Origin of the sequence: Mesorhizobium sp. B2-4-19, assembly GCF_006441315.1 — a bacterium.
Classification (GTDB): Bacteria; Pseudomonadota; Alphaproteobacteria; order Rhizobiales; family Rhizobiaceae; genus Mesorhizobium.
On the sequence record NZ_VFUV01000002.1, the window covers coordinates 79,721 to 98,694 of the forward strand.

An 18,974-nucleotide genomic window follows, 5' to 3' on the forward strand; every position below is an offset into this window, starting at 1 on the left:
TGGCCGGAGCAACGGCAAGCTGTTGTTTCCGTCCTCGCGGCCTTTGTCTGGGCCATGTTGTCCGCCGCGATGAGAAGCCCCAAAAATGCAACGTTATCAGTGGCTTATATCACGATTGGCTAAAAGCTCGACAAGGCTGGCCTTGAAGGAATGGTATCGAAGCGCCGCGACAGCAAATACCGCAGCGGCCTGTCGACGACTGGCTGAAGGCGAAATGCTACTCGGTCGACGAATACGAGCTGCTCGGCGTCGAGCGCAAGGCTGGAAAGCCGGCCTTTGACCTGATGGCGGATCGGGCGACCGGCCGCTATGTCGGGTCGGCCTTCGTCAACTCCCAGCCGGGCCATCCGAGAGCGGTTGTGGAAGCGTGTCCAGGAGCACGCCGGGCCGGCGCCGAAGGGCATGGAGCACCGGTGACGCAATGGGTGAAGCCCGGAATCATCGGCCGGATAAAGCACTTGCGCGGCGAAGAGGACTTACGGCATGCTTCCCTTCAGGACTTTCGGAGGAAGATCATGCCAATTCGGCGAAAGGCGACTGAAGCCGGCATTTTCGACGCAACCGAATTGGCGCTCTTCGGCAGGGTTTTCGACAAGCTGAAACTTGAGCATCCGCCACCGGACACCCTCGATATGATCGCATCGCGGGTTATCGCAAACTATATGGCCGGCATCAAAGACGAGGCTGAACTCGTCTCGCTTTCGCGATGGCCGCTCGGTCGCTAGGGATCATCGAGGCGGCCCGGCCAGCCTTCAGGTTGACACAGGATGACTAGCCGGGCCGCGCCGGCCGTTTGAGGAAGCCGGGCGAAGAGCCAAAAGCCTACTCTCCTGTCGTCTCATTTCAATTGAAAATGAATGTACGATTTTTACGGAGTTGTGATTACCCAAAACGGCTTGCCCGCGCATCATGGCCCGAGCAATGACAAGCTGTGTCTCCGTCCTGGCGTTCTCTTTCTGGGTCAAGTTGTCCGCCGCGATCAGCCGCTTCAGTGACCGCAGAGTTTCGCCGCACGACCAGCCGGCCTCATGCAATCAACGACGGCTTGGAAGCCGGGCTCCATCGCCTCCTGGCAGTCGATGACGCGGACTGGATAATCGTCCGCTCGTCTTGGTCGACTAATCATCTTGCCCCCGCCACATGCCTGTCGCCGGGTTCGCGATGCTGACTTGATCGGTGCCGGAACCTGTCGAAATGGATGGACCGGCACGAACTGGTCAGGCGTAACTATCCCTGGCCAATGCATCTGCTCCTTGAGAAAGAACCGGGCGAGATTGTCGATGTTTCGCGGCGCCACCTTCCTGTGCCTCCGGCAGTGACGACACCGGCCACGCCGCGGCGGCCGGCCTTTTTCGTCAACGGTTCGTCACAGCCAGGCGCGGAGCCACACCCGCTCGCGCCAACAACGCACATGACGGCGTCCATGGCGCCAATACCGACGGCAGACCCGTCTCCAGCCGCGGCGCCGCCGCCGCCTCTCTCCGTAATAGCGATCTCCGTAGTAGCGATGATGCCAACGACGGTGAGAGACCTTTTCGACTTCGAGGTCGTCATCGCCTTCGAAGACAGCCGGGTCCGGCTTGTCCAGTTCATCGAGAATTCCGTTGCCCTGAGGAATGCCGGCAACCGCGCGGCCAGGTCCGGCTATGCCCGCAAACGCCACGGCCCCCGCAATGCCCAGCATTCCTGTGAGAAACAACCGACGTTCCATCAAAACCTCCAGAGTTGTTGACATCGGCATCTCGTTCCCTCGCCCAAAACGAGCTCCAGCGAGCATGCCGTTCGGCCTGAACGCGTGACTGCACTTCTTGTTCCATCACCCCACTTCGCGCAGGATGAAATCGTGCAGCATCTTGGCGGCCGGCGACAACGCGCGATTCCTGACCGTGATCAGGCTATAGGGCCTGACCTCGATGTCGAACTCGGTCTGGACGACATCGATGGCGCCGGCGAGTCCGTCGGGGTTCTGGATGAATTTCGCCACCTGCACCGAGACCGGCGCGATGGCGTCGGACTGCGCGACCATGACCAGCGTCAGGAGCAACGAACTGGTGTTGAGGATCCGGTCCGGCAGCGCGATGTTGCGGTTGAGGAAATTGCTCTCCATCGCCTGACGCAAGGGCGAGCCGCCCGACTGGAAAACCCAGTCATAGGCGGCAGTGTCTTCCAGCCGCACCACGCTGCCTCTGGTCAGCGGGTGGCCACGACGCACGATCAGGCAGGCCTTCTCGACGCCGATGACACGCGATTCGAACAGCCGCGGATTGAGATCGTCGGGGATGCGCGCGATGATGAAATCATGGCGCGAGGCGATCAGTTCGCGCGCCAGCACATTCGAGGTCTCGACCTGCATGGTGATCTCGATGCGTGGATAGATGCGGCGGATTTCGCGGATCGCCGGCACCGCCAGCTCGATCGCCGGCGCCGTCACGGCACCGAGAAACACGGAACCGCCCTTGCCCGCCTTGAGCTCGGAAATCTCCCGATCGACCTCGCGCATCTCCAGCAGGATCGTACGCGCACGCCTGGCCAAGGCCTTGCCGTAGGGAGTGAGCGTGATGCCGCGCGGCAGCCTCTCGCACAGCTTGACCTCGAGCACCGCCTCCATCTCGGCAATCATGCGCGATGCCGCCGGCTGCGAAATGTTCATGACCTGCGCCGCCGCGCTCACCCGACCGTGATCGTCGAGCGCGACGATCATGCGCATATGACGCAGGCTGAGGCCGCTGCGCAGCAGGGTTTCGCCATCGCCTGGGGTCTCGTTGTAATCATTTGAACCCGCAGCCGGATTCCGTAACGCCGCCATGGTTTTTCCCTGCCTCCGCTCGTGGCCCGCAGGCATTTGCCAGCAACCCGTCAAGCGTCATAACATATACCACTTGCGGTATAGCAACCATCAAAGATCGCATTTGACAGTTATGGCAAAAGGACGGCAACGTCAGCGCGTTCCGAGACGCAACGGTCGCCGACGATAAAATCGTATCGATTGAAATCAGCGGCTCGGGGCCATGGGAGGATACCGGAGATCGATATGACGGCAGCAGTGCCTTGGCGCTTCTGCACGATTGCGCGGCCCGCGACCCCCGGGGTGCTGCGTCCATCAACCAGGGAGAGTTACGTGAAAATCATCAAGACACTGGCCGCAGTCGCGGCGCTTGGCATCGCTGCCATGACCTATTCGGCGCACGCGGCCGACAAGGGTCTCGTCGGCGTGCTGATGCCGACCAAGACTTCGCAGCGCTGGATCAATGACGGCGACGCCGTCAAGTCCCAGCTCGAGGCTCTCGGCTACACCGTCGACCTGCAATATGCGCAGGACGACATCCCCAACCAGCTCAGCCAGCTGGAAAACGAAATCACCAAGGGCCCGAAGGCGCTGATCATCGCCTCGATCGACGGCACCACCCTGTCGGATGCGCTGCAGAAGGCCGCTGACGCGGGCGTCGTCGTCGTCGCTTATGACCGCCTGATCAAGAAGACCGCCAATGTCGACTATTACACCACCTTCGACAATTTCGGCGTCGGCGTGATCCAGGCGAATTCGCTGGTCAAGGGCCTCAAGGAGCGCTTCCCGAACACCAAGCCGTGGAACGTCGAACTGTTCGGCGGCTCGCCCGACGACAACAACGCCTTCTTCTTCTACAACGGTGCGATTTCCGTCCTGCAGCCGCTGATCGACAACGGCTCGATCAAGATCAAGTCCGGCCAGATGGGCATGGACAAGGTCGGCACGCTGCGCTGGCTGGCCGCAACCGCCCAGGCGCGCATGGACAACCTGCTGTCGGCCAACTACTCGGACGGCAGCCGTGTCGATGGCGTTCTGTCGCCCTATGACGGCCTGTCGCGCGGCATCACCGCCTCGCTGCGCGCCGTGGGCTACGGCACGGCCGCTCAGCCCTGGCCGATCGTGACCGGTCAGGACGCCGAGACCGCCTCGGTCAAGCTGATCATCACGGGCGAGCAGTACTCGACCGTGTTCAAGGACACACGCGACCTGGCCAAGGCCACTGTCGGTCTGGTCGACAAGGTGCTCTCGGGCGGCAAGCCTGACGGCCTCGACACCAAGACCTACAACAACGACGTCAAGGTCGTTCCCTCGATCCTGTTGACGCCGCATGAGGTCGACAAGTCGAACTACCAGAAGCTGGTCGTCGACTCCGGCTACATCAAGGCCGCAGACCTGAAGTAATCTCTGTTATGAAATCTGGGGTCCTGCGCGACGCAGGGCCCCTTTTCGTTCACAAGCGACCCCGGTATTGTTTACCGCCGGCCTAGAGCAATTCCAGGAACGCGCGTAACGCTTTCCCCTGGGAATTGCGTAAAGACAAGAAAGTCTAGGAGCTTGCCCCGATGACCTCGACGATTTTGGAGATGCGCGACATCACCAAGACGTTTCCCGGCGTGAAGGCGCTGTCGAATGTCAACCTCAGCGTCGAGGAAGGCGAAATCCACGCCGTGGTTGGCGAGAACGGCGCCGGCAAGTCGACGCTGATGAAAGTGCTGTCGGGCGTCTATCCTGCGGGCACATATGACGGCCAGATCATCTTTCAGGGCCAGGAATGCCAGTTCAAAGGCATCCATGACAGCGAGCACAAGGGCATCGTCATCATCCACCAGGAGCTTGCGCTGGTGCCGATGCTGTCGATTGCCGAAAACATTTTCCTCGGCAACGAACACGCCAAATACGGCATGATCGACTGGGACGCCAACGAGGCGCGCACCAGCGCGCTGTTGAAGAAGGTGGGCCTCAAGGAGGACCCCAAGACGCTGATCACCAATATCGGCGTCGGCAAGCAGCAGCTGGTCGAGATCGCCAAGGCGTTGAGCAAGGAAGTCAAGCTGCTGATCCTCGACGAGCCGACCGCATCGCTCAGCGAGAAGGACAGCCAGGCGCTGCTCGACCTTTTGCTCGAGTTCAAGCGGCAAGGCATGACCTCGATCCTGATCTCGCACAAACTCAACGAGGTGAACCGGGTCGCCGACAAGGTTACCGTCATTCGGGACGGGCGCACCATCGAAACGCTGGCCAAGAAGGATATCTCGGAAGACCGCATCATCACCTCGATGGTCGGCCGTTCGCTCGACGATCGCTATCCGCCGCGCGAACCAAAGATCGGCGAGGTCGTCTTCGAAGTGAAAAACTGGTCGGTCTATCACCCGATTCATGCCGAACGGCAGGTGATCAAAGGCATCGACCTCAATGTGCGCAAGGGCGAGGTGGTCGGCATAGCCGGGCTGATGGGCGCCGGCCGCACCGAATTCGCCATGAGCCTGTTCGGCCGCTCCTATGGCCGCCACATCACGGGCGAGGTGCTGCTCAAGGGCAAGCCGATCGATGTCTCATCCGTGAGCAAGGCGGTCGAACACGGCATCGCCTACGTGACCGAGGACCGCAAGACTTACGGTCTCAACCTGATCGACCATATCAAGCACAACATCACGCTTGCCAATCTCGGCGGCGTGTCGCGTCACAGCGTGATCGACGATATGCGCGAACTCGCCGTTGCCAACGATTATCGCAAGAAGACCAACATCCGCGCTTCGAGCGTCTATCAGATGACGGGCAATCTTTCCGGCGGCAACCAGCAGAAGGTGGTGTTGTCGAAATGGCTGTTCGCCGATCCGGAATTGCTGATCCTCGACGAGCCGACGCGCGGCATCGATGTCGGCGCCAAGTACGAAATCTACACGATCATCGCGCGTCTTGCCTCGGAGGGTAAGGCGATCGTGGTCATCTCGTCGGAAATGCCGGAATTGCTCGGCATCACCGATCGCATCTACGTCATGAACGAAGGCCGCATCGTCGGCGAAATGCCCGCGGCGGACGCAAGCCAGGAAAAAATAATGCGCGCCATCGTTCGCGGAGAAGGAAAAGCAGCATGAGCACCGACAGCGCCCCCGCCCCGCAGGGCAACATCGCCGAGGACCAGCGTCCACGCATTGCCGTCTCGGCGCTGACGACGAACCTGCGCGAATACGGTCTCATCATTGCGCTGATCGTCATCATGCTGTTCTTCCAGTTCACCACGTCGGGAACGCTGTTCAAGCCGGTCAACCTCAGCAATCTGGTGCAGCAGAACTCGTTCATCATCGTGATGGCGCTGGGCATGCTGCTGGTCATCGTTTCCGGCTATATCGACCTTAGCGTCGGATCGGTCGCCGGTTTCATCGGCGCGCTGGCGGCAAACATGATGGTCATCTGGCAGCTCGGGCCGCTCAGCAATCCGCTGGTGGTTTCAATCGTCTGCCTTATCGTGGGCGGCCTGATCGGTGCGGCGCAAGGCTATTGGATCGCCTATCACCGAATACCGAGCTTCATCGTGACATTGGCCGGCATGCTGATCTTCCGCGGCATCTGCCAGGCGCTGCTGGGCGGCGGTTCCTCGGTAGGCCCACTTCCAGACGGCTTCAAGGCGCTGAGCTCCGGCTTCATCCCGGACATTATCGGCCCGCTGACGTTGATCCCGCCCACGGTGAACGCCGCCGGCAAGACCATCGTGGGCAGCGGCCTGACGCTGCACATGACGACGGTCGTGCTCGGCCTGATCGCAGTGCTGGCCTATGCCTATTTCGGGGTGAGGACACGACGCAAGCGCGAACGCCACGGCTATGAAGCCGAGCCCTTCCCCTTGTTCGTCGTCAAGACGCTGGTCGCCAGCGCGCTGGCGCTGTTCCTGGTCTATGAGTTCGCCAGCTACAGGGGCCTGCCGGTGGTGCTGCTCGTCATGGGCGTGCTGATCTCGCTGTTCGTCTTCGTCACCAAGCGCATGACCATCGGTCGTCGCATCTACGCCATGGGCGGCAACCCCAAGGCGGCGCAGCTGTCGGGCATCAACACCGAGCGGCTGACGCTGCTGGTGTTCATCAATATGGGCGTGCTGTCGGCGCTGGGCGGCCTGATCATCGCGGCTCGCCTTGGCCAGGCCGTGCCGGCGGCCGGTCTGGGCTCAGAGCTCGACGTCATCGCCGCCGTCTTCATCGGCGGCGCCTCGGCGATGGGCGGCGTCGGCCAGGTCATCGGCGCCGTGGTCGGCGGCTTCATCATGGGCGTGATGAACAACGGCATGTCGATCATGGGCGTCAATGTCGACTGGCAGCAGGTGGTCAAAGGTCTGGTCCTGCTCGGCGCCGTGATCTTCGACGTCTACAACAAGAACAAGGCCTGACAGGAACAATTCAGGGAAAGCGCATCGCGGTTTTCCCACGGGAATTGCGTAAAAACAAAATACCGAGAGCGGACCGAACCGCTCCGGCGAGGCAACGAGGAAGGCATACGGGTCACATCGCGGCGCTGCCGGCAACCGACCGGCACGAAGAAGTTCCCTCAAGGGACCAGGCCCCGCGAGCGCAATCCGAACGGAGAATTTCACCCGTGGCATGGGCGACGTCCCAGCCGCGCTTGGGAAGGTTTGCCGCGGCGGCAGCCATGCCAAGGCACATGAGAGAGGATTGATCATGCTGATCTCGCAGATTCTCGATGACGCCGAGACCATCCGCGTCGTTGCCCGCAATGGCGGCAAGACCCGGATCATCAACGGCGCCCGCAGCGTCTATTCGCTGGCGATGGAGGCGGCCCGCACCGGCGTCGGCCTGGCCACCCTGATCGAGCGCAAGGGGCTCGGTGAGACGGTCGACCTCGATGCCGCCTACAAGAAGGGGCGGCTGTTGTCGCCGATCAATCACCCCGATCCGGCGCATCTGCACCTCACCGGCACCGGCCTGACCCATCTCGGCTCGGCGGCGACGCGCGATTCCATGCACAAGAAGCTCAGCACCGATGGCGAGGAGCAACTCACCGATTCCATGAAGATGTTCCGCATGGGACTGGAGGGCGGCAAGCCCGCCAAAGGCCAGGTCGGCGTGCAGCCGGAATGGTTCTACAAGGGCAACGGCACGATGGCCGTGGCGCCGGGTGCCGCACTCCTGTCACCGGCCTTCGCCAAGGACGCCGGCGAAGAGCCTGAAATCGCCGGCATCTATGTCATCGGCGATGACGGCGCCGCCTTCCGCGTCGGCTTCACGCTGTCGAACGAGTTTTCCGACCACGTGACCGAGCGCGTGAACTATCTCTTCCTCGCCCACTCCAAGCTGCGCAATGCCTCGTTCGGACCGGAGATCCTGATCGGCGACCTGCCTTCCGACATCCGCGGCACCTCGCGCATCCTGCGCGACGGCAAGACGCTGTGGGAAAAGCCGTTCCTGTCGGGCGAAGCGAACATGTCGCACACCATCGCCAATCTCGAACACCATCACTTCAAATATTCGGCGTTCCGCCAGCCGGGCGACGTGCATGTGCATATGTTCGGCACCGCGACGCTGTCCTTCACGGACGGCGTCAAGACCGAGGCCGGCGACGTGTTCGAGATCGAGGCCGGGGATTTCGGCCTGCCGCTGCGCAATCCGCTCGAGATCGAAAAGCCGGTGAAGGTTGCGGTGAAGGCGCTTTGAGATAGCGCCAATATCCTGGGAGAGAAAATGAACGGGATGGGGCTTGGTTTCATCTTAGGGGGCTTGGCCCTATCCCTCGCCTGTTCTTCCTTCGTGGCTTACAGCGCCGGGCAATGCAGCGCAAAGTCCTACCGCGAGGCGCGGGCCGTGATGACGAGCCGGCTTCTGGCAACCGGCTACTCAAAGACGCAAGCGAGCTTTCTGATGCGTAACGCGGATCGTATGATATCAGCGCATCGCACAGACAGTCTGAACGACAATGGCCGGACCTGCGGCATCGATTCTGCCAGAGCTCAGGTCCTCGGCTACCTCGACAAGCAGCTGTTCCCATTGAAACCCGGCTCAGGCGCCTCACTCGACGGGGAGAGACAAACAGAAGCATTTTGGGGCAGGAAACGCCTGACTGTGCGCGAACTGCTCTTTATCGGCCAATTTCATGGGTGCCTTGGAGCCGCGAAAGAGCATCTCTTTCGCGGCTGATCCAGGCAGGCATGGAGCTCAATAAATATCGAAGCACTCGATCTTCACCTGCGCGCACAGCGCATTGGCGATGTCGATGTCGAAGCCGACAACCTTGCCGTCTGAGGTGATGGTGTTGAACGGCGGATAGGCGCCCTCGGTGCCGCTCTTCTTCTCGGCGGCCTGCGCCGACGGAGAGCCTGCGGCCATCGACAACATGGCGGCGCCTGCCCCCGACAGGATCCATTTCGAGATCTGCATTTTCCTGTTCCCCTTGAGCGCCGTCATCCCGGCGACCGACAAGCCAGCCAAGCACGATGTGCCGGCGCAGGCAAGTATCTTGCCTGACGGCAATCGGGGTTCAGCGCGCGGCGCGGAAATGCTTGGAGAGCTTCAGCCCCTGTGCCTGGTAGTTGGAGCCGAGATCGGTGCCGTAGAGCGCCTGCGGCCGCTTCAGCATGTGCTCGTAGACCAGCCGGCCGACGATCTGGCCATGGTCGAGGATGAACGGCACTTCGTGGCTGCGCACTTCAAGCACCGCCCGACTGCCGGTGCCACCGGCCGCCGAATGGCCGAAGCCCGGATCGAAGAAGCCTGCATAATGGACGCGAAATTCGCCGACCAGCGGGTCGAAGGGCGTCATCTCGGCAGCATAGAGCGGCGGCACATGCACCGCCTCCTGGCTGACGAGAATGTAGAATTCATCCGGATCGAGCACCAGTTCGCCGGCGCCGCTCTTGTGGATGGGTTCCCAGAAATCGACGACATTCTGCGCGGCGCGCTTGTCGACATCTACGAGGCCGGTGTGATGCTTGCCGCGATAGCCGACCAGCCCGTCACTGTCGCCCTTGAGATCGATCGACAGCGCGATGCCGCCGCCCGAAATATTCGGCGGCTCGGTGGCAACCAGCATCTGCTCGCGGTGCAATTCATGCAATTCGGCTTCCGAGAGCAGCGCGTTGCCGATGCGGAAGCGTATCTGCGACAGGCGCGAGCCGGTGCGCACGACGATCGGGAAGGTGCGCGGGCTGACTTCCAGGTAAAGCGGACCATTGTAGCCGGCGGCGATCTTGTCGAACTCGTGGCCACGGTCGGTCATGACGCGGGTGAAAATGTCGAGCCGCCCGGTCGAACTCTTCGGATTGGCCGAGGCGGACACGGTTGGGGGCAGCGCAAGGCTTTCCAGCAGCGGCACGATGTAAACACAGCCCGTTTCCAGCACCGCGCCATCGGCGAGGCTGAACTCATGCAGCTTCAGCCGATCGAGTTTGTCGGCAACCCGATGATCCGGACCCGGCAGGAAGGACGCCCGCACCCGCCAGGCCTTGTCGCCGAGCCTGAGATCGAGGCTGGCCGGCTGGATCTGGTCTGCATCGAGCGCGCGCGGCGACTTCAGCGCGCCGGACTGGAACAGCGCCGAGATATCCTGATCGGGAAGAATGCCTGTCTGCCGCAAGGCTCCGCTCCTAGGCCAGACGATTTTCCTGCCGCAGGTTCTCGCCGCAAAACCGTGAAACACTTTTGCGGAACCTGCTTGGTACAAACCTCTTAATGAAGCCGGCAATTGACGCAAGCGTGGTACGGGTCTAAAGGGTCGTTATCCCGTGGTGATTTGGCCGGTCGGCTTGCAGCCACGTTAAACAAGTCGCTAAAGGACCGTTGGCCGCGAGGCCGTATGGACCGGTTGCGACTTTCGCGACCGGTTTTTTTTGTGTCTGGAACAAAAGCAATGAGCAACAAGAAGCGCAACTGGAAGCCTCAGACAGCCCTCGTGCATGGCGGAACCCTGCGTTCCGGCTTCGGCGAGACCTCCGAGGCAATGTACCTGACCCAGGGCTATGTCTATCAAACGGCGCAAGCCGCCGAGGCCCGCTTCAAGGGCGAGGAACCGGGCTTCATTTATTCGCGCTACGCCAATCCGACCGTCGACATGTTCGAAAAGCGCATGTGCGCGCTCGAAGGCGCCGAGGACGCGCGCGCCACGGCATCTGGCATGGCGGCGGTGACGGCGGCCCTTCTGTGCAGCGTCAAGGCCGGCGACCACATCGTGGCGGCGCGCGCGCTGTTCGGTTCGTGCCGCTGGGTGGTCGAGACGCTGGCGCCACGCTACGGCATGGAGGCGACGCTGGTTGACGGCACCGATATCGCCAACTGGGAAAAGGCGGTCAGGCCCAACACCAAGCTGTTCTTCCTGGAAAGCCCGACCAACCCGACATTGGAAGTGGTCGACATCGCCGCTGTGGCTGCGCTCGCCAATTCGATCGGCGCGCGGCTTGTCGTCGACAATGTCTTTGCCACGCCTCTCCAGCAGAAGCCGTTGCAGCTTGGCGCGCATATCGTCGTCTATTCGGCGACCAAACACATCGATGGCCAGGGCCGCTGTCTCGGCGGCGTGATCCTGTCGGACAAGAAGTGGATCGACGAGAATTTGCATGACTATTTCCGCCACACCGGCCCCAGCCTGTCGCCCTTCAACGCCTGGACGTTGCTGAAGGGCCTGGAGACGCTGCCGCTGCGCGTGCGCCAGCAGACGGAGAGCGCCGGCAAGATTGCGGATTTCCTCGCCGAGCAGCCGCAGATTGCCCGCGTCATCTATCCCGGCCGCGCCGACCATCCGCAGGCCGAGATCGTCAAGAAGCAGATGTCGGGCGGCTCGACGCTGATCTGCCTCGACGTCAAGGGCGGCAAGCAGGCGGCCTTCGCCCTGCAGAACGCGCTCGACATCGTGCTGATCTCGAACAATCTCGGCGATGCCAAGAGCCTGATCACCCATCCGGCGACGACCACGCACAAGAATTTGAGCGACGAGGCGCGCGCCGAACTCGGCATCGGGCCTGGCACGCTCAGGCTGTCGGTCGGCCTGGAGGATACCGACGACCTGCTGGAAGATATTGCGCAGGCGCTGAAGGCCGCCAAATAGGGAGCCGTCGAGGCAGCGTCGTGCGCGCCGCGATCAGGCGCGCGACGACGCCTCTTCCAGTTCGGCGGCCTTGGTGCCGATGATCATCGCATTGCCGCGCCAGTCGACGGCGCCGCCGAGCCAGCCGCGCGCCCACATGGTTGGAAGCATCAAGTCCCGCGCAATCATCGCCGCGACCGTGCGCGGCGACAGGTGCCAGCCCTTGGACCGGGCCAGGGCGCATTCCGGTAGATAGAAGGCCGCCAGCACGGCGATGGCCGTCAGCGGCAGGCTGAAGCCGGCGCTTGCCGCCGCAACCAGCGCAAGCGCCAGCGGCACCACCGCGCCAGTCAGGATTTCCGGGGCGAAGAACCGCGGGAAGGTGACGCGGCGCAGGCGCGCCCAGCGGGCCTGGCGCGACCAGATCGTGCCAAGCGTGCGCCTGCCAAGCGGCTGCTCGAAGGGTGCCGCGACGAGATTGACGCATAGGCCTACGCTGTTCACCAGCTTGGTCGCCGCCGCATCCTCGGCGATTTCAGCGGCCAGCGCGCGGATGCCGCCATTGGCATCCAGCATCGGCTTGTTCCACAGCATGCTCTTGCCCTGGGCAAAGCCGAGGCCGAGCGCCTCACCGGCATATTGCCAGCGGGCCTGCAGCGTGTTGAGGAAGGCGCATTCGACCTCGGCCCAGAAGCCCTCCGGCCGCGAGCCGATCGGTGTCGAGCAGACAAGGCCGGTATCCGGTCGCCACGCCGCCATCAGATGCTGGATGTAGTCTCTCGGCATCAGCACGTTGGAGTCGGCGAGGACGACCCAGTTGTGCCGCGCGGCTTCCCAACCCTTGACGCAATTGTTGAGCTTGGGATTGGCGCTGACGCGGTCGTCACCGATCAACAGCCGGGCCGGCACTTTTGGAAAGCGGCCAATGGCGGCGCGGATCAACCTGACCACCGGATCGTCGCCATGAGCAACGCAGAAGATCAGCTCGTAGCGCGGCCAGTCGAGCGAGAAAGCGCGCTCCAGCGTCTCCTGCGTGAACGGCTCGACGCCGCGCCAGGGTATGACGATCGATACCGGCGGCGATTTGCCGGCCGGCGGCGCGATCGTGGTGCGCCGTCTCAACCGTGAGGCGGCGAGCAGGATACTGGCGAGGTTTGAGGCGATGAGAGCGGACGACAGCGAGGCGGTTATGAGAGTGAGTTCCATCGAGATCCGGTCACTCCAGAAAAACCGGCCGGTGCGGCGGCCGTTTTCGACAGTTCGACAGAGCGCCCGAGTCGCCCGGCAGTGGTTGGCGCACCCCATCATTGTCATGTGTCACTTAAATGACATTCTTTGCCGGCACCTGCGTTTCAGGACGAGGCGCGACAAGACGCGCTCGTTGACCTGCTCGCCAGGAGCGCCGAAAGGTATCGGATCGTTTTGGAGCCGCTTATGTACCGCGCCGTCACGCGCAACATCGAAGTGCAGGTCAGGTCGTTCTACCTCGAGGACCGCTCCGATCCTTCCGAGAACCGCTATGTCTGGGGCTATCACATAACGATCGACAACCAGTCGGACGAAATCGTGCAGCTTCTGTCGCGTTATTGGCACATCACCGACGGTGCCGGCCGGGTCGAGGAAGTGCGTGGCCCGGGCGTCGTCGGCGACCAGCCCGAACTCAATCCCGGCGACAGCTATCAGTACACGTCCGGCTGCCCGCTCTCGACACCATCAGGCATCATGGTCGGGCACTACACGATGCGCAACAAGCGCGGCGAGACCTTCGACATCGCCATCCCGGCATTTTCGCTGGATCTGCCGGGGACCAGGCGTACGGTGAATTAGCGTCCTTCTCCCCGTTTTACGAGGAGAAGGACTGGCTTTACTGCGCGGCAAATTCCGCCGGATCGAAGTCGTACTGTGTCGAGCAGAATTCGCAGGCGACGTGGATGCCGCCATCCTCGGTGCTGTCCTTGATCTCCTGCGCGGAGAAACCCTCGAGGATGCCGCGGATCTTGTCGCGCGAGCATGAGCACTGGTCGGCGACGGGAACGCCGCCGAAAACGCGCACGCCATGCTCGTGGAACAGGCGATAGAGCAGCCGTTCGGCGCCGATCGTCGGATCGATCAGCTCGGTCGGCTCGATGGTACCGAGCAGCGCCAGCAATTCCTGCCAGGAATTGTCGGTGGGATCATGGATATCCTCGCGCGGATCGCCATCGCCGCCGGGCAGGTCCGGAACGCGCATGCGCTCGGGCGCCTGCGGCAGGAACTGCGCCAGGATACCACCGGCGCGCCATTGCTCGCGCGCGACGCCGACGCCGGGCGTCAAAAGCTTGGCGACCGAAAGTCTGATATCCGTCGGGATCTGCTCCGACTGGCGGAAATAGGTGCGCGCCGCGTCTTCCAGCGTTTCGCCGTCGAGCTGAACGATACCCTGATAGCGCTGCGTGTGGGCGCCCTGATCGATGGTCAGTGCCAGCACGCCGCCGCCGAGCAGCGTCTGCTGGGACGTTTCGCCTGCGGCGACCAGCGCCTCGAGCCGATCGGCATCGAAGCGCGCATAGGCACGCAGCGCCGACGGCGTGGTGAAATCCGCCACCAGCATGTCGACCGGCCCATCGGTGCGGGTCTGCAGGATGAACTTACCCTCGAATTTGAGCGATGTGCCGAGCAGCACCGTCAGCACACAGGCTTCCGCCAGCAGGCGGGCGACCGGCTCGGGATAATCGTGGCGGCTGAGAATGGCGTCGAGCATCGGCCCGAGCTGCACGGTACGGCCGCGTACGTCGAGCGGGCCGACCTCGAACGGCACGACATGGTCGTCGCCGGCATAGCCGAACTCGCCAAGTTTGGGGTGATGTTCAGTCACTTGATGCGTTTCCAACATGACAAAGCTCCAGGGCGCGGCCATGCCGCCCCCTGGGGTGCATGCGTCCAAACGCGCTTGATTTGCGTGATGCGGCGCAGATAGGCATCGCGCCCCCGCAGATCAAGCGTCCGGACCTTTCAAACCCCAAGCCATTTCAAGCCCCAAGACGCTTCAAGCCCCAAGACACCAGGCAAGCACCGCCTTTTGGGCGTGGAGCCGGTTCTCGGCTTCGTCGAAGACCACCGAATGGGGTCCGTCGATGACCTCGTCGGTCACTTCCTCACCGCGATGCGCCGGCAGGCAGTGCATGAACAGCGCGTCTGGCTTGGCATGCGCCATCAGCTTGGCATTGACCTGGTAGGGCGAGAACACGTTGTGGCCGCGGGCGCGATGCTCCTGGCCCATCGACACCCAGCAATCTGTGACGACGCAGTCGGCCTGGTCGACGGCTTCCTCGGGCGAGCGGGTGAAGTGCAGCTTGCCGCCATGCGCCTTGGACCAGTCGATATGCTTCTGCGCCGGCTCGCTGCCTTCGGGCACGGCGACGTTGAGGTTGAAGCGGAACCGCGCCGAGGCCTCGAGCAGCGAATGCAGCACATTGTTGCCGTCGCCGGTCCAGGCGATGGTCTTGCCGGCCACCGGACCGCGATGCTCCTCGAAGGTCATGATGTCGGCCATCAGCTGGCACGGATGGGTGTCATCCGTCAGTCCGTTGATCACCGGAACCGTGGCATTCTCGGTCAGCTCCAGCAACCGGTCATGCGAGGTGGTGCGGATCATGATCGCGTCGACATAGCGCGACAGAACCTTGGCGGTGTCGGCGATGGTTTCGGAGCGGCCGAGCTGCATTTCGGTGCCGGTCAGCATGATGGTCTCGCCGCCGAGCTGGCGCATGCCGACATCGAAGGAGACGCGCGTGCGCGTCGACGGCTTGTCGAAGATCATCGCCAGCACCTTGCCTTCGAGCGGCCGGGTGCGCTCGCCGGCCTTGAGGCGCGCCTTTCGCACCACCGCGTCGTCCAGCATGAAGCGCAGGTCGCCCTCGGAAACGGTGGAAAGATCGGTGAAATGGCGAACTGACATCAGCAATTTTCCGGAATTACTTCGCGGCGGCCACGGCGATGGCATCCGCTAGGCCTTTGGCACCGGCACGGATGCGGTTGAGCGCTTCGTGGATCTCGGCGTCGGTGACGGTTAGCGGCGGCAGCAGGCGAATGACATTGTCGCCGGCCGGAACCGCCAGCAAATGCTGGTCGCGCAGCGCCATGTTCACCTTGGTGTTGGGCATGGCGCATTTGAGGCCAAGCATGAGGCCAGTGCCCCGGATGTCTTCGATGACATCGGGAAACTCGTCGGCGATCGCCGCCAGGCCCTGCTTCATCAGCAATGCCTTGCGCTGGACGTCTTCGAGGAAGCCCTCTTCCAGCACCACGTCGAGCACGGCGTTGCCGACCGCCATGGCCAACGGATTGCCGCCGAATGTGGTGCCGTGCACGCCAGCCGTCATGCCAGCGGCTGCTTCGTCGGTTGCAAGGCAAGCGCCCATCGGAAAGCCGCCGCCAATGCCTTTGGCGATCGCCATGATGTCGGGCGCAACACCTGACCATTCATGCGCGAACAGCTTTCCGGTGCGGCCGATGCCACACTGGACCTCGTCATAGATCAACAACAGGCCGTGCTGGTCGCAAAGCTGCCGCAGCCGTTTCAGGGACTGCGTCGGGACCGGGCGGATGCCGCCCTCGCCCTGCACCGGTTCGATCAGGATCGCGGCGGTTTCCGGCGTAATCGCCTTCTCGGCGGCATCGATGTCGTCGAAGCCGACCTGGTCGAAGCCTTCGACCTTGGGACCGAAGCCTTCAAGGTATTTGTACTGGCCGCCGGCCGCGATGGTCGCCAGCGTGCGGCCATGGAAGGCGCCTTCGAAGGTGATGACGCGGAAGCGCTCGGGATGCCCCTTGACGAAATGGTAGCGCCGCGCCGTCTTGATCGCGCATTCCAGCGCCTCGGCGCCGGAATTGGTGAAGAACACCTTGTCGGCGAATGTGGCATCGGCCAGGCGCTCGCCAAGCCGGCTCTGCCCGGGAATCTCGTAGAGATTGGAGACGTGCCACAGCTTTGCCGCCTGCTCGGTCAGCGCCGCGACCAGATGCGGATGGCTATGGCCGAGCGAATTGACCGCGATACCGCCGGCGAAATCGAGATATCGCTCGCCCTTGTCGGTAACCAGCCAGGTGCCTTCCCCGTGGTCGAAAGCCAGGGGAGCGCGAGCAAAGGTCTCGTAAAGCGCCGAACCGCTCATTATATGCGTCTCCGGTACCGGAAAATCAAAAAAGCCGCCAAAGCGGCGGCCTTGTGCGGCTTATCGTGTTTTTCGGCCATGAAGTCAACGAAAACGTCGCGTAGTGGCACGCGGCAAGCCCCCTGACGAGACGCCGGCTCATAAGAGACCGGGCAAGTTGGGGAAAACCGAAAAAACCGATTCGTGTTGCACTTGGGACTCTTGTCACCGAGTCTGCGCATAAGGTAATTGTAGTCGAGAAATAACTAGATTTCGTGCGGCGGACCTAATCACCAGATATATGTGGTGTCTGCCCCAGCAGTGGTGCTGGGTCGGGAAAGGATTCTGATTGCCGCACGCTTAGCAGGAGCGCGGTCTCATGAACTGGACTGACGAGCGGGTCGAACTTCTCAGAAAATTGTGGTCGGAGGGTCTGAGCGCAAGCCAGATTGCTGCCCAGCTTGGAGGGGTGAGCCGAAATGCGGTCATCGGCAAGGTGCACCGTCTGAAGCTGTCGGGCCGCGGCCGCGCAACGGCGACGCCGGCACGCCAGAAGAAGACGACACAGGGCTCGACCGTTCAGAAATCGGTGGCGCGCGCCGCGAGCACGGCTCGCCACGTCACGACATCGATCGGCGCGACCGCCCTTCAGACGCAATTCGACGCCGAGCCGGTGGTGCGGCACTATATCCGCCCAGTCGAGAATGTCGTGGTACCGATCTCACGGCATCTGCAGCTCGTCGAGCTGACCGAGCGCACCTGCAAATGGCCGAACGGCGATCCGCTGTCGGAGGATTTCAACTTCTGCGGCAACGAGGCCGCCGAAACCGGTCCTTACTGCAAATATCATGCTCGCGTGGCCTTCCAGCCAGCTGCGGAGCGGCGGCGGAGTCGGTGACCTAGTGAGTAGTGAGTAGTGAAATGGAGCACTGTTCACTGCTCACTAATTTCTACTGACTTCCTTTCACAGCCACCCATTCTTGCGAAAACGCCAGTAGAGAAACGCGCAGATCGTCGCGATGGTGGCCAGCACGATGGGGTAGCCATATTCCATCTTCAGTTCCGGCATGTCGGTGAAGTTCATGCCGTAGATGCCGGCGAACGCCGTCGGCACCGCCAATATAGCCGCCCATGAGGCGAGTTTCTTGGAAATCGCCGTTTCCTGGCTCTGACCGACCAGCAGGCTCGCTTCGAAGGCAAAGGCCAGCACCTCGCGCAGGCTGTCGACCTTTTCCTGGACCGTGCGGATGTGGTCGGTCACGTCGCGAAACAGCGGGTGCATCGCCGAATGGATCTGCGGCAGGTCGGCGCTGGTCAGGCGGCGGCAGACCTCCACCAGCGGAAGCGCCGCATTGCGAAGGCGCAGCAGATCGCGGCGCAGCATGTAGAGCCGCTCGATATCGGGACCGGTCATCGGCTTCAAAAGCACCCGGTCCTCGATCACCTCGACCTCGTCCTCGATCTGCTCGAGCACCGGCATGTAGTTGTCGACGATGAAATCGAGAATGGCATAGAGGACGAAGTCCTCGCCCTTGGCCAGCGAATGCGGACAGCTTTCCCAGTGCTGGCGCACGGCGGCGTAGGAGGTCGACGGGCCGTGCCTGACACTGACGATGTAGCCCGAGCCGACGAACAGATGCGTCTCGCCGAAAGTCACCCGTCCTTCGATCAATTGCGCGGTGCGGGCGACGATGAACAGCGCATCGCCATATTGCTCAATCTTCGGCCGCTGGTGCGGATGCTCTGCATCCTCGATCGCCAGTTCATGCAGATGGAACTGCGCCTGAACGCGCAACAGAAGCTCGCGATCCGGCTCGAGCAGCCCGATCCAGACGACATGTCCTGATTTCTTGGCCCATTCGCCGGCTTCCTCGATCGGAATGTCGGCAATACGCCGCCCGGCCGTGTAGACACTGGAGGCGATGATGCCTGATGTCGGCGCCGCGGGCTTGAACTCTCGGACATATTCCATCGCAGCCTCCTGAAAGCAGGCCCCTTATCAAGGCCTGAGAAGCTTAACGCCGGGATAGTTTAGC

General features: G+C 62.4%; 18 protein-coding genes, 1 pseudogene and 1 riboswitch. Of the genes and pseudogenes, 9 read left to right on the top strand and 10 right to left on the bottom strand.

The features are described from left to right. Positions 1-413 precede the first annotated feature (413 nt). On the top strand, positions 414-725 hold the full coding sequence (locus FJ546_RS03655) for a hypothetical protein (RefSeq protein WP_246686736.1): 312 nt from the start codon (positions 414-416) through the stop codon (positions 723-725). 177 nt (positions 726-902) lie between these two features. On the opposite strand, the pseudogene FJ546_RS31985 reads toward FJ546_RS03655, so the two are convergent. The 3 genes and pseudogenes from FJ546_RS31985 to FJ546_RS03670 form a co-directional block, all read right to left on the bottom strand. Then, positions 903-1,126, bottom strand: a pseudogene (locus FJ546_RS31985) (hypothetical protein); the annotation flags it as partial. A 240-nt stretch (positions 1,127-1,366) separates the two neighbouring features. Further along, positions 1,367-1,735 (bottom strand): protamine-2 (modular protein), encoded by a 369-nt coding sequence (locus FJ546_RS03665; RefSeq protein ID WP_246686737.1) that lies wholly within the window; start codon positions 1,733-1,735, stop codon positions 1,367-1,369. Between the two features lie 81 nt (positions 1,736-1,816). Next, positions 1,817-2,806, bottom strand: a complete 990-nt coding sequence (locus FJ546_RS03670; protein WP_140888126.1) for a LysR family transcriptional regulator — start codon at positions 2,804-2,806, stop codon at positions 1,817-1,819. A gap of 312 nt (positions 2,807-3,118) precedes the next feature. Here FJ546_RS03670 and chvE point away from each other — a divergent pair, with 312 nt between their 5' ends. The 5 genes from chvE to FJ546_RS03695 all read left to right on the top strand — a co-directional run bounded on the left by chvE (position 3,119) and on the right by FJ546_RS03695 (position 8,928). Next, positions 3,119-4,189: a multiple monosaccharide ABC transporter substrate-binding protein gene (gene chvE, locus FJ546_RS03675; protein WP_140888127.1), complete on the top strand. Its 1,071-nt coding sequence runs from the start codon at positions 3,119-3,121 to the stop codon at positions 4,187-4,189. A gap of 161 nt (positions 4,190-4,350) precedes the next feature. Next, positions 4,351-5,883: a multiple monosaccharide ABC transporter ATP-binding protein gene (gene mmsA, locus FJ546_RS03680; RefSeq protein WP_140888128.1), complete on the top strand. Its 1,533-nt coding sequence runs from the start codon at positions 4,351-4,353 to the stop codon at positions 5,881-5,883. After that, on the top strand, positions 5,880-7,166 hold the full coding sequence (gene mmsB / locus FJ546_RS03685) for a multiple monosaccharide ABC transporter permease (protein WP_140888129.1): 1,287 nt from the start codon (positions 5,880-5,882) through the stop codon (positions 7,164-7,166). Before mmsA ends, mmsB begins: the two co-directional genes overlap by 4 nt. Before the next feature lie 289 nt (positions 7,167-7,455). Then, positions 7,456-8,448: an AraD1 family protein gene (araD1, locus tag FJ546_RS03690; RefSeq protein ID WP_140888130.1), complete on the top strand. Its 993-nt coding sequence runs from the start codon at positions 7,456-7,458 to the stop codon at positions 8,446-8,448. 27 nt (positions 8,449-8,475) lie between these two features. Next, a complete protein-coding gene (locus FJ546_RS03695) occupies positions 8,476-8,928 on the top strand; it encodes a hypothetical protein (protein WP_140888131.1) in 453 nt (150 codons plus the stop codon). A gap of 18 nt (positions 8,929-8,946) precedes the next feature. Here the strand turns inward: FJ546_RS03695 and FJ546_RS03700 are convergent, their stop codons facing one another. Then, positions 8,947-9,168 carry a transporter substrate-binding domain-containing protein gene (locus tag FJ546_RS03700; RefSeq protein WP_246686738.1) on the bottom strand — a complete coding sequence of 74 codons (222 nt, stop codon included), beginning with the start codon at positions 9,166-9,168 and terminating at the stop codon, positions 8,947-8,949. Between the two features lie 100 nt (positions 9,169-9,268). Then, a complete protein-coding gene (locus FJ546_RS03705) occupies positions 9,269-10,363 on the bottom strand; it encodes a 2'-deoxycytidine 5'-triphosphate deaminase (RefSeq protein ID WP_140888132.1) in 1,095 nt (364 codons plus the stop codon). 138 nt (positions 10,364-10,501) lie between these two features. Then, positions 10,502-10,579: riboswitch (SAM riboswitch) on the top strand. Positions 10,580-10,636: 57 nt separating this feature from the next. Between FJ546_RS03705 and FJ546_RS03710 the strand changes: the two genes are divergently transcribed. Then, entirely contained in the window at positions 10,637-11,827 is a 1,191-nt protein-coding gene (locus FJ546_RS03710; RefSeq protein WP_140888133.1) for an O-succinylhomoserine sulfhydrylase, read from the top strand. A 33-nt stretch (positions 11,828-11,860) separates the two neighbouring features. Here FJ546_RS03710 and FJ546_RS03715 read toward each other — a convergent pair whose 3' ends face one another. After that, positions 11,861-13,012, bottom strand: a complete 1,152-nt coding sequence (locus tag FJ546_RS03715) for a ceramide glucosyltransferase (protein WP_140888134.1) — start codon at positions 13,010-13,012, stop codon at positions 11,861-11,863. Positions 13,013-13,240: 228 nt separating this feature from the next. Here FJ546_RS03715 and apaG point away from each other — a divergent pair, with 228 nt between their 5' ends. Beyond that, a complete protein-coding gene (gene apaG, locus FJ546_RS03720) occupies positions 13,241-13,633 on the top strand; it encodes a Co2+/Mg2+ efflux protein ApaG (protein ID WP_140888135.1) in 393 nt (130 codons plus the stop codon). Between the two features lie 37 nt (positions 13,634-13,670). Here the strand turns inward: apaG and FJ546_RS03725 are convergent, their stop codons facing one another. The 3 genes from FJ546_RS03725 to FJ546_RS03735 form a co-directional block, all read right to left on the bottom strand. Beyond that, on the bottom strand, positions 13,671-14,702 hold the full coding sequence (locus FJ546_RS03725; protein WP_140888136.1) for an Hsp33 family molecular chaperone: 1,032 nt from the start codon (positions 14,700-14,702) through the stop codon (positions 13,671-13,673). A gap of 129 nt (positions 14,703-14,831) precedes the next feature. Continuing rightward, positions 14,832-15,743 (bottom strand): ornithine carbamoyltransferase, encoded by a 912-nt coding sequence (argF, locus tag FJ546_RS03730; protein ID WP_010913394.1) that lies wholly within the window; start codon positions 15,741-15,743, stop codon positions 14,832-14,834. A gap of 16 nt (positions 15,744-15,759) precedes the next feature. Next, positions 15,760-16,959 (bottom strand): aspartate aminotransferase family protein, encoded by a 1,200-nt coding sequence (locus FJ546_RS03735; protein WP_140888137.1) that lies wholly within the window; start codon positions 16,957-16,959, stop codon positions 15,760-15,762. A gap of 358 nt (positions 16,960-17,317) precedes the next feature. Here FJ546_RS03735 and FJ546_RS03740 point away from each other — a divergent pair, with 358 nt between their 5' ends. Continuing rightward, on the top strand, positions 17,318-17,836 hold the full coding sequence (locus tag FJ546_RS03740; RefSeq protein ID WP_140888138.1) for a GcrA family cell cycle regulator: 519 nt from the start codon (positions 17,318-17,320) through the stop codon (positions 17,834-17,836). Positions 17,837-17,902: 66 nt separating this feature from the next. Here FJ546_RS03740 and FJ546_RS03745 read toward each other — a convergent pair whose 3' ends face one another. Further along, positions 17,903-18,910 (bottom strand): magnesium and cobalt transport protein CorA, encoded by a 1,008-nt coding sequence (locus FJ546_RS03745; protein ID WP_140888139.1) that lies wholly within the window; start codon positions 18,908-18,910, stop codon positions 17,903-17,905. Positions 18,911-18,974 lie beyond the last annotated feature (64 nt).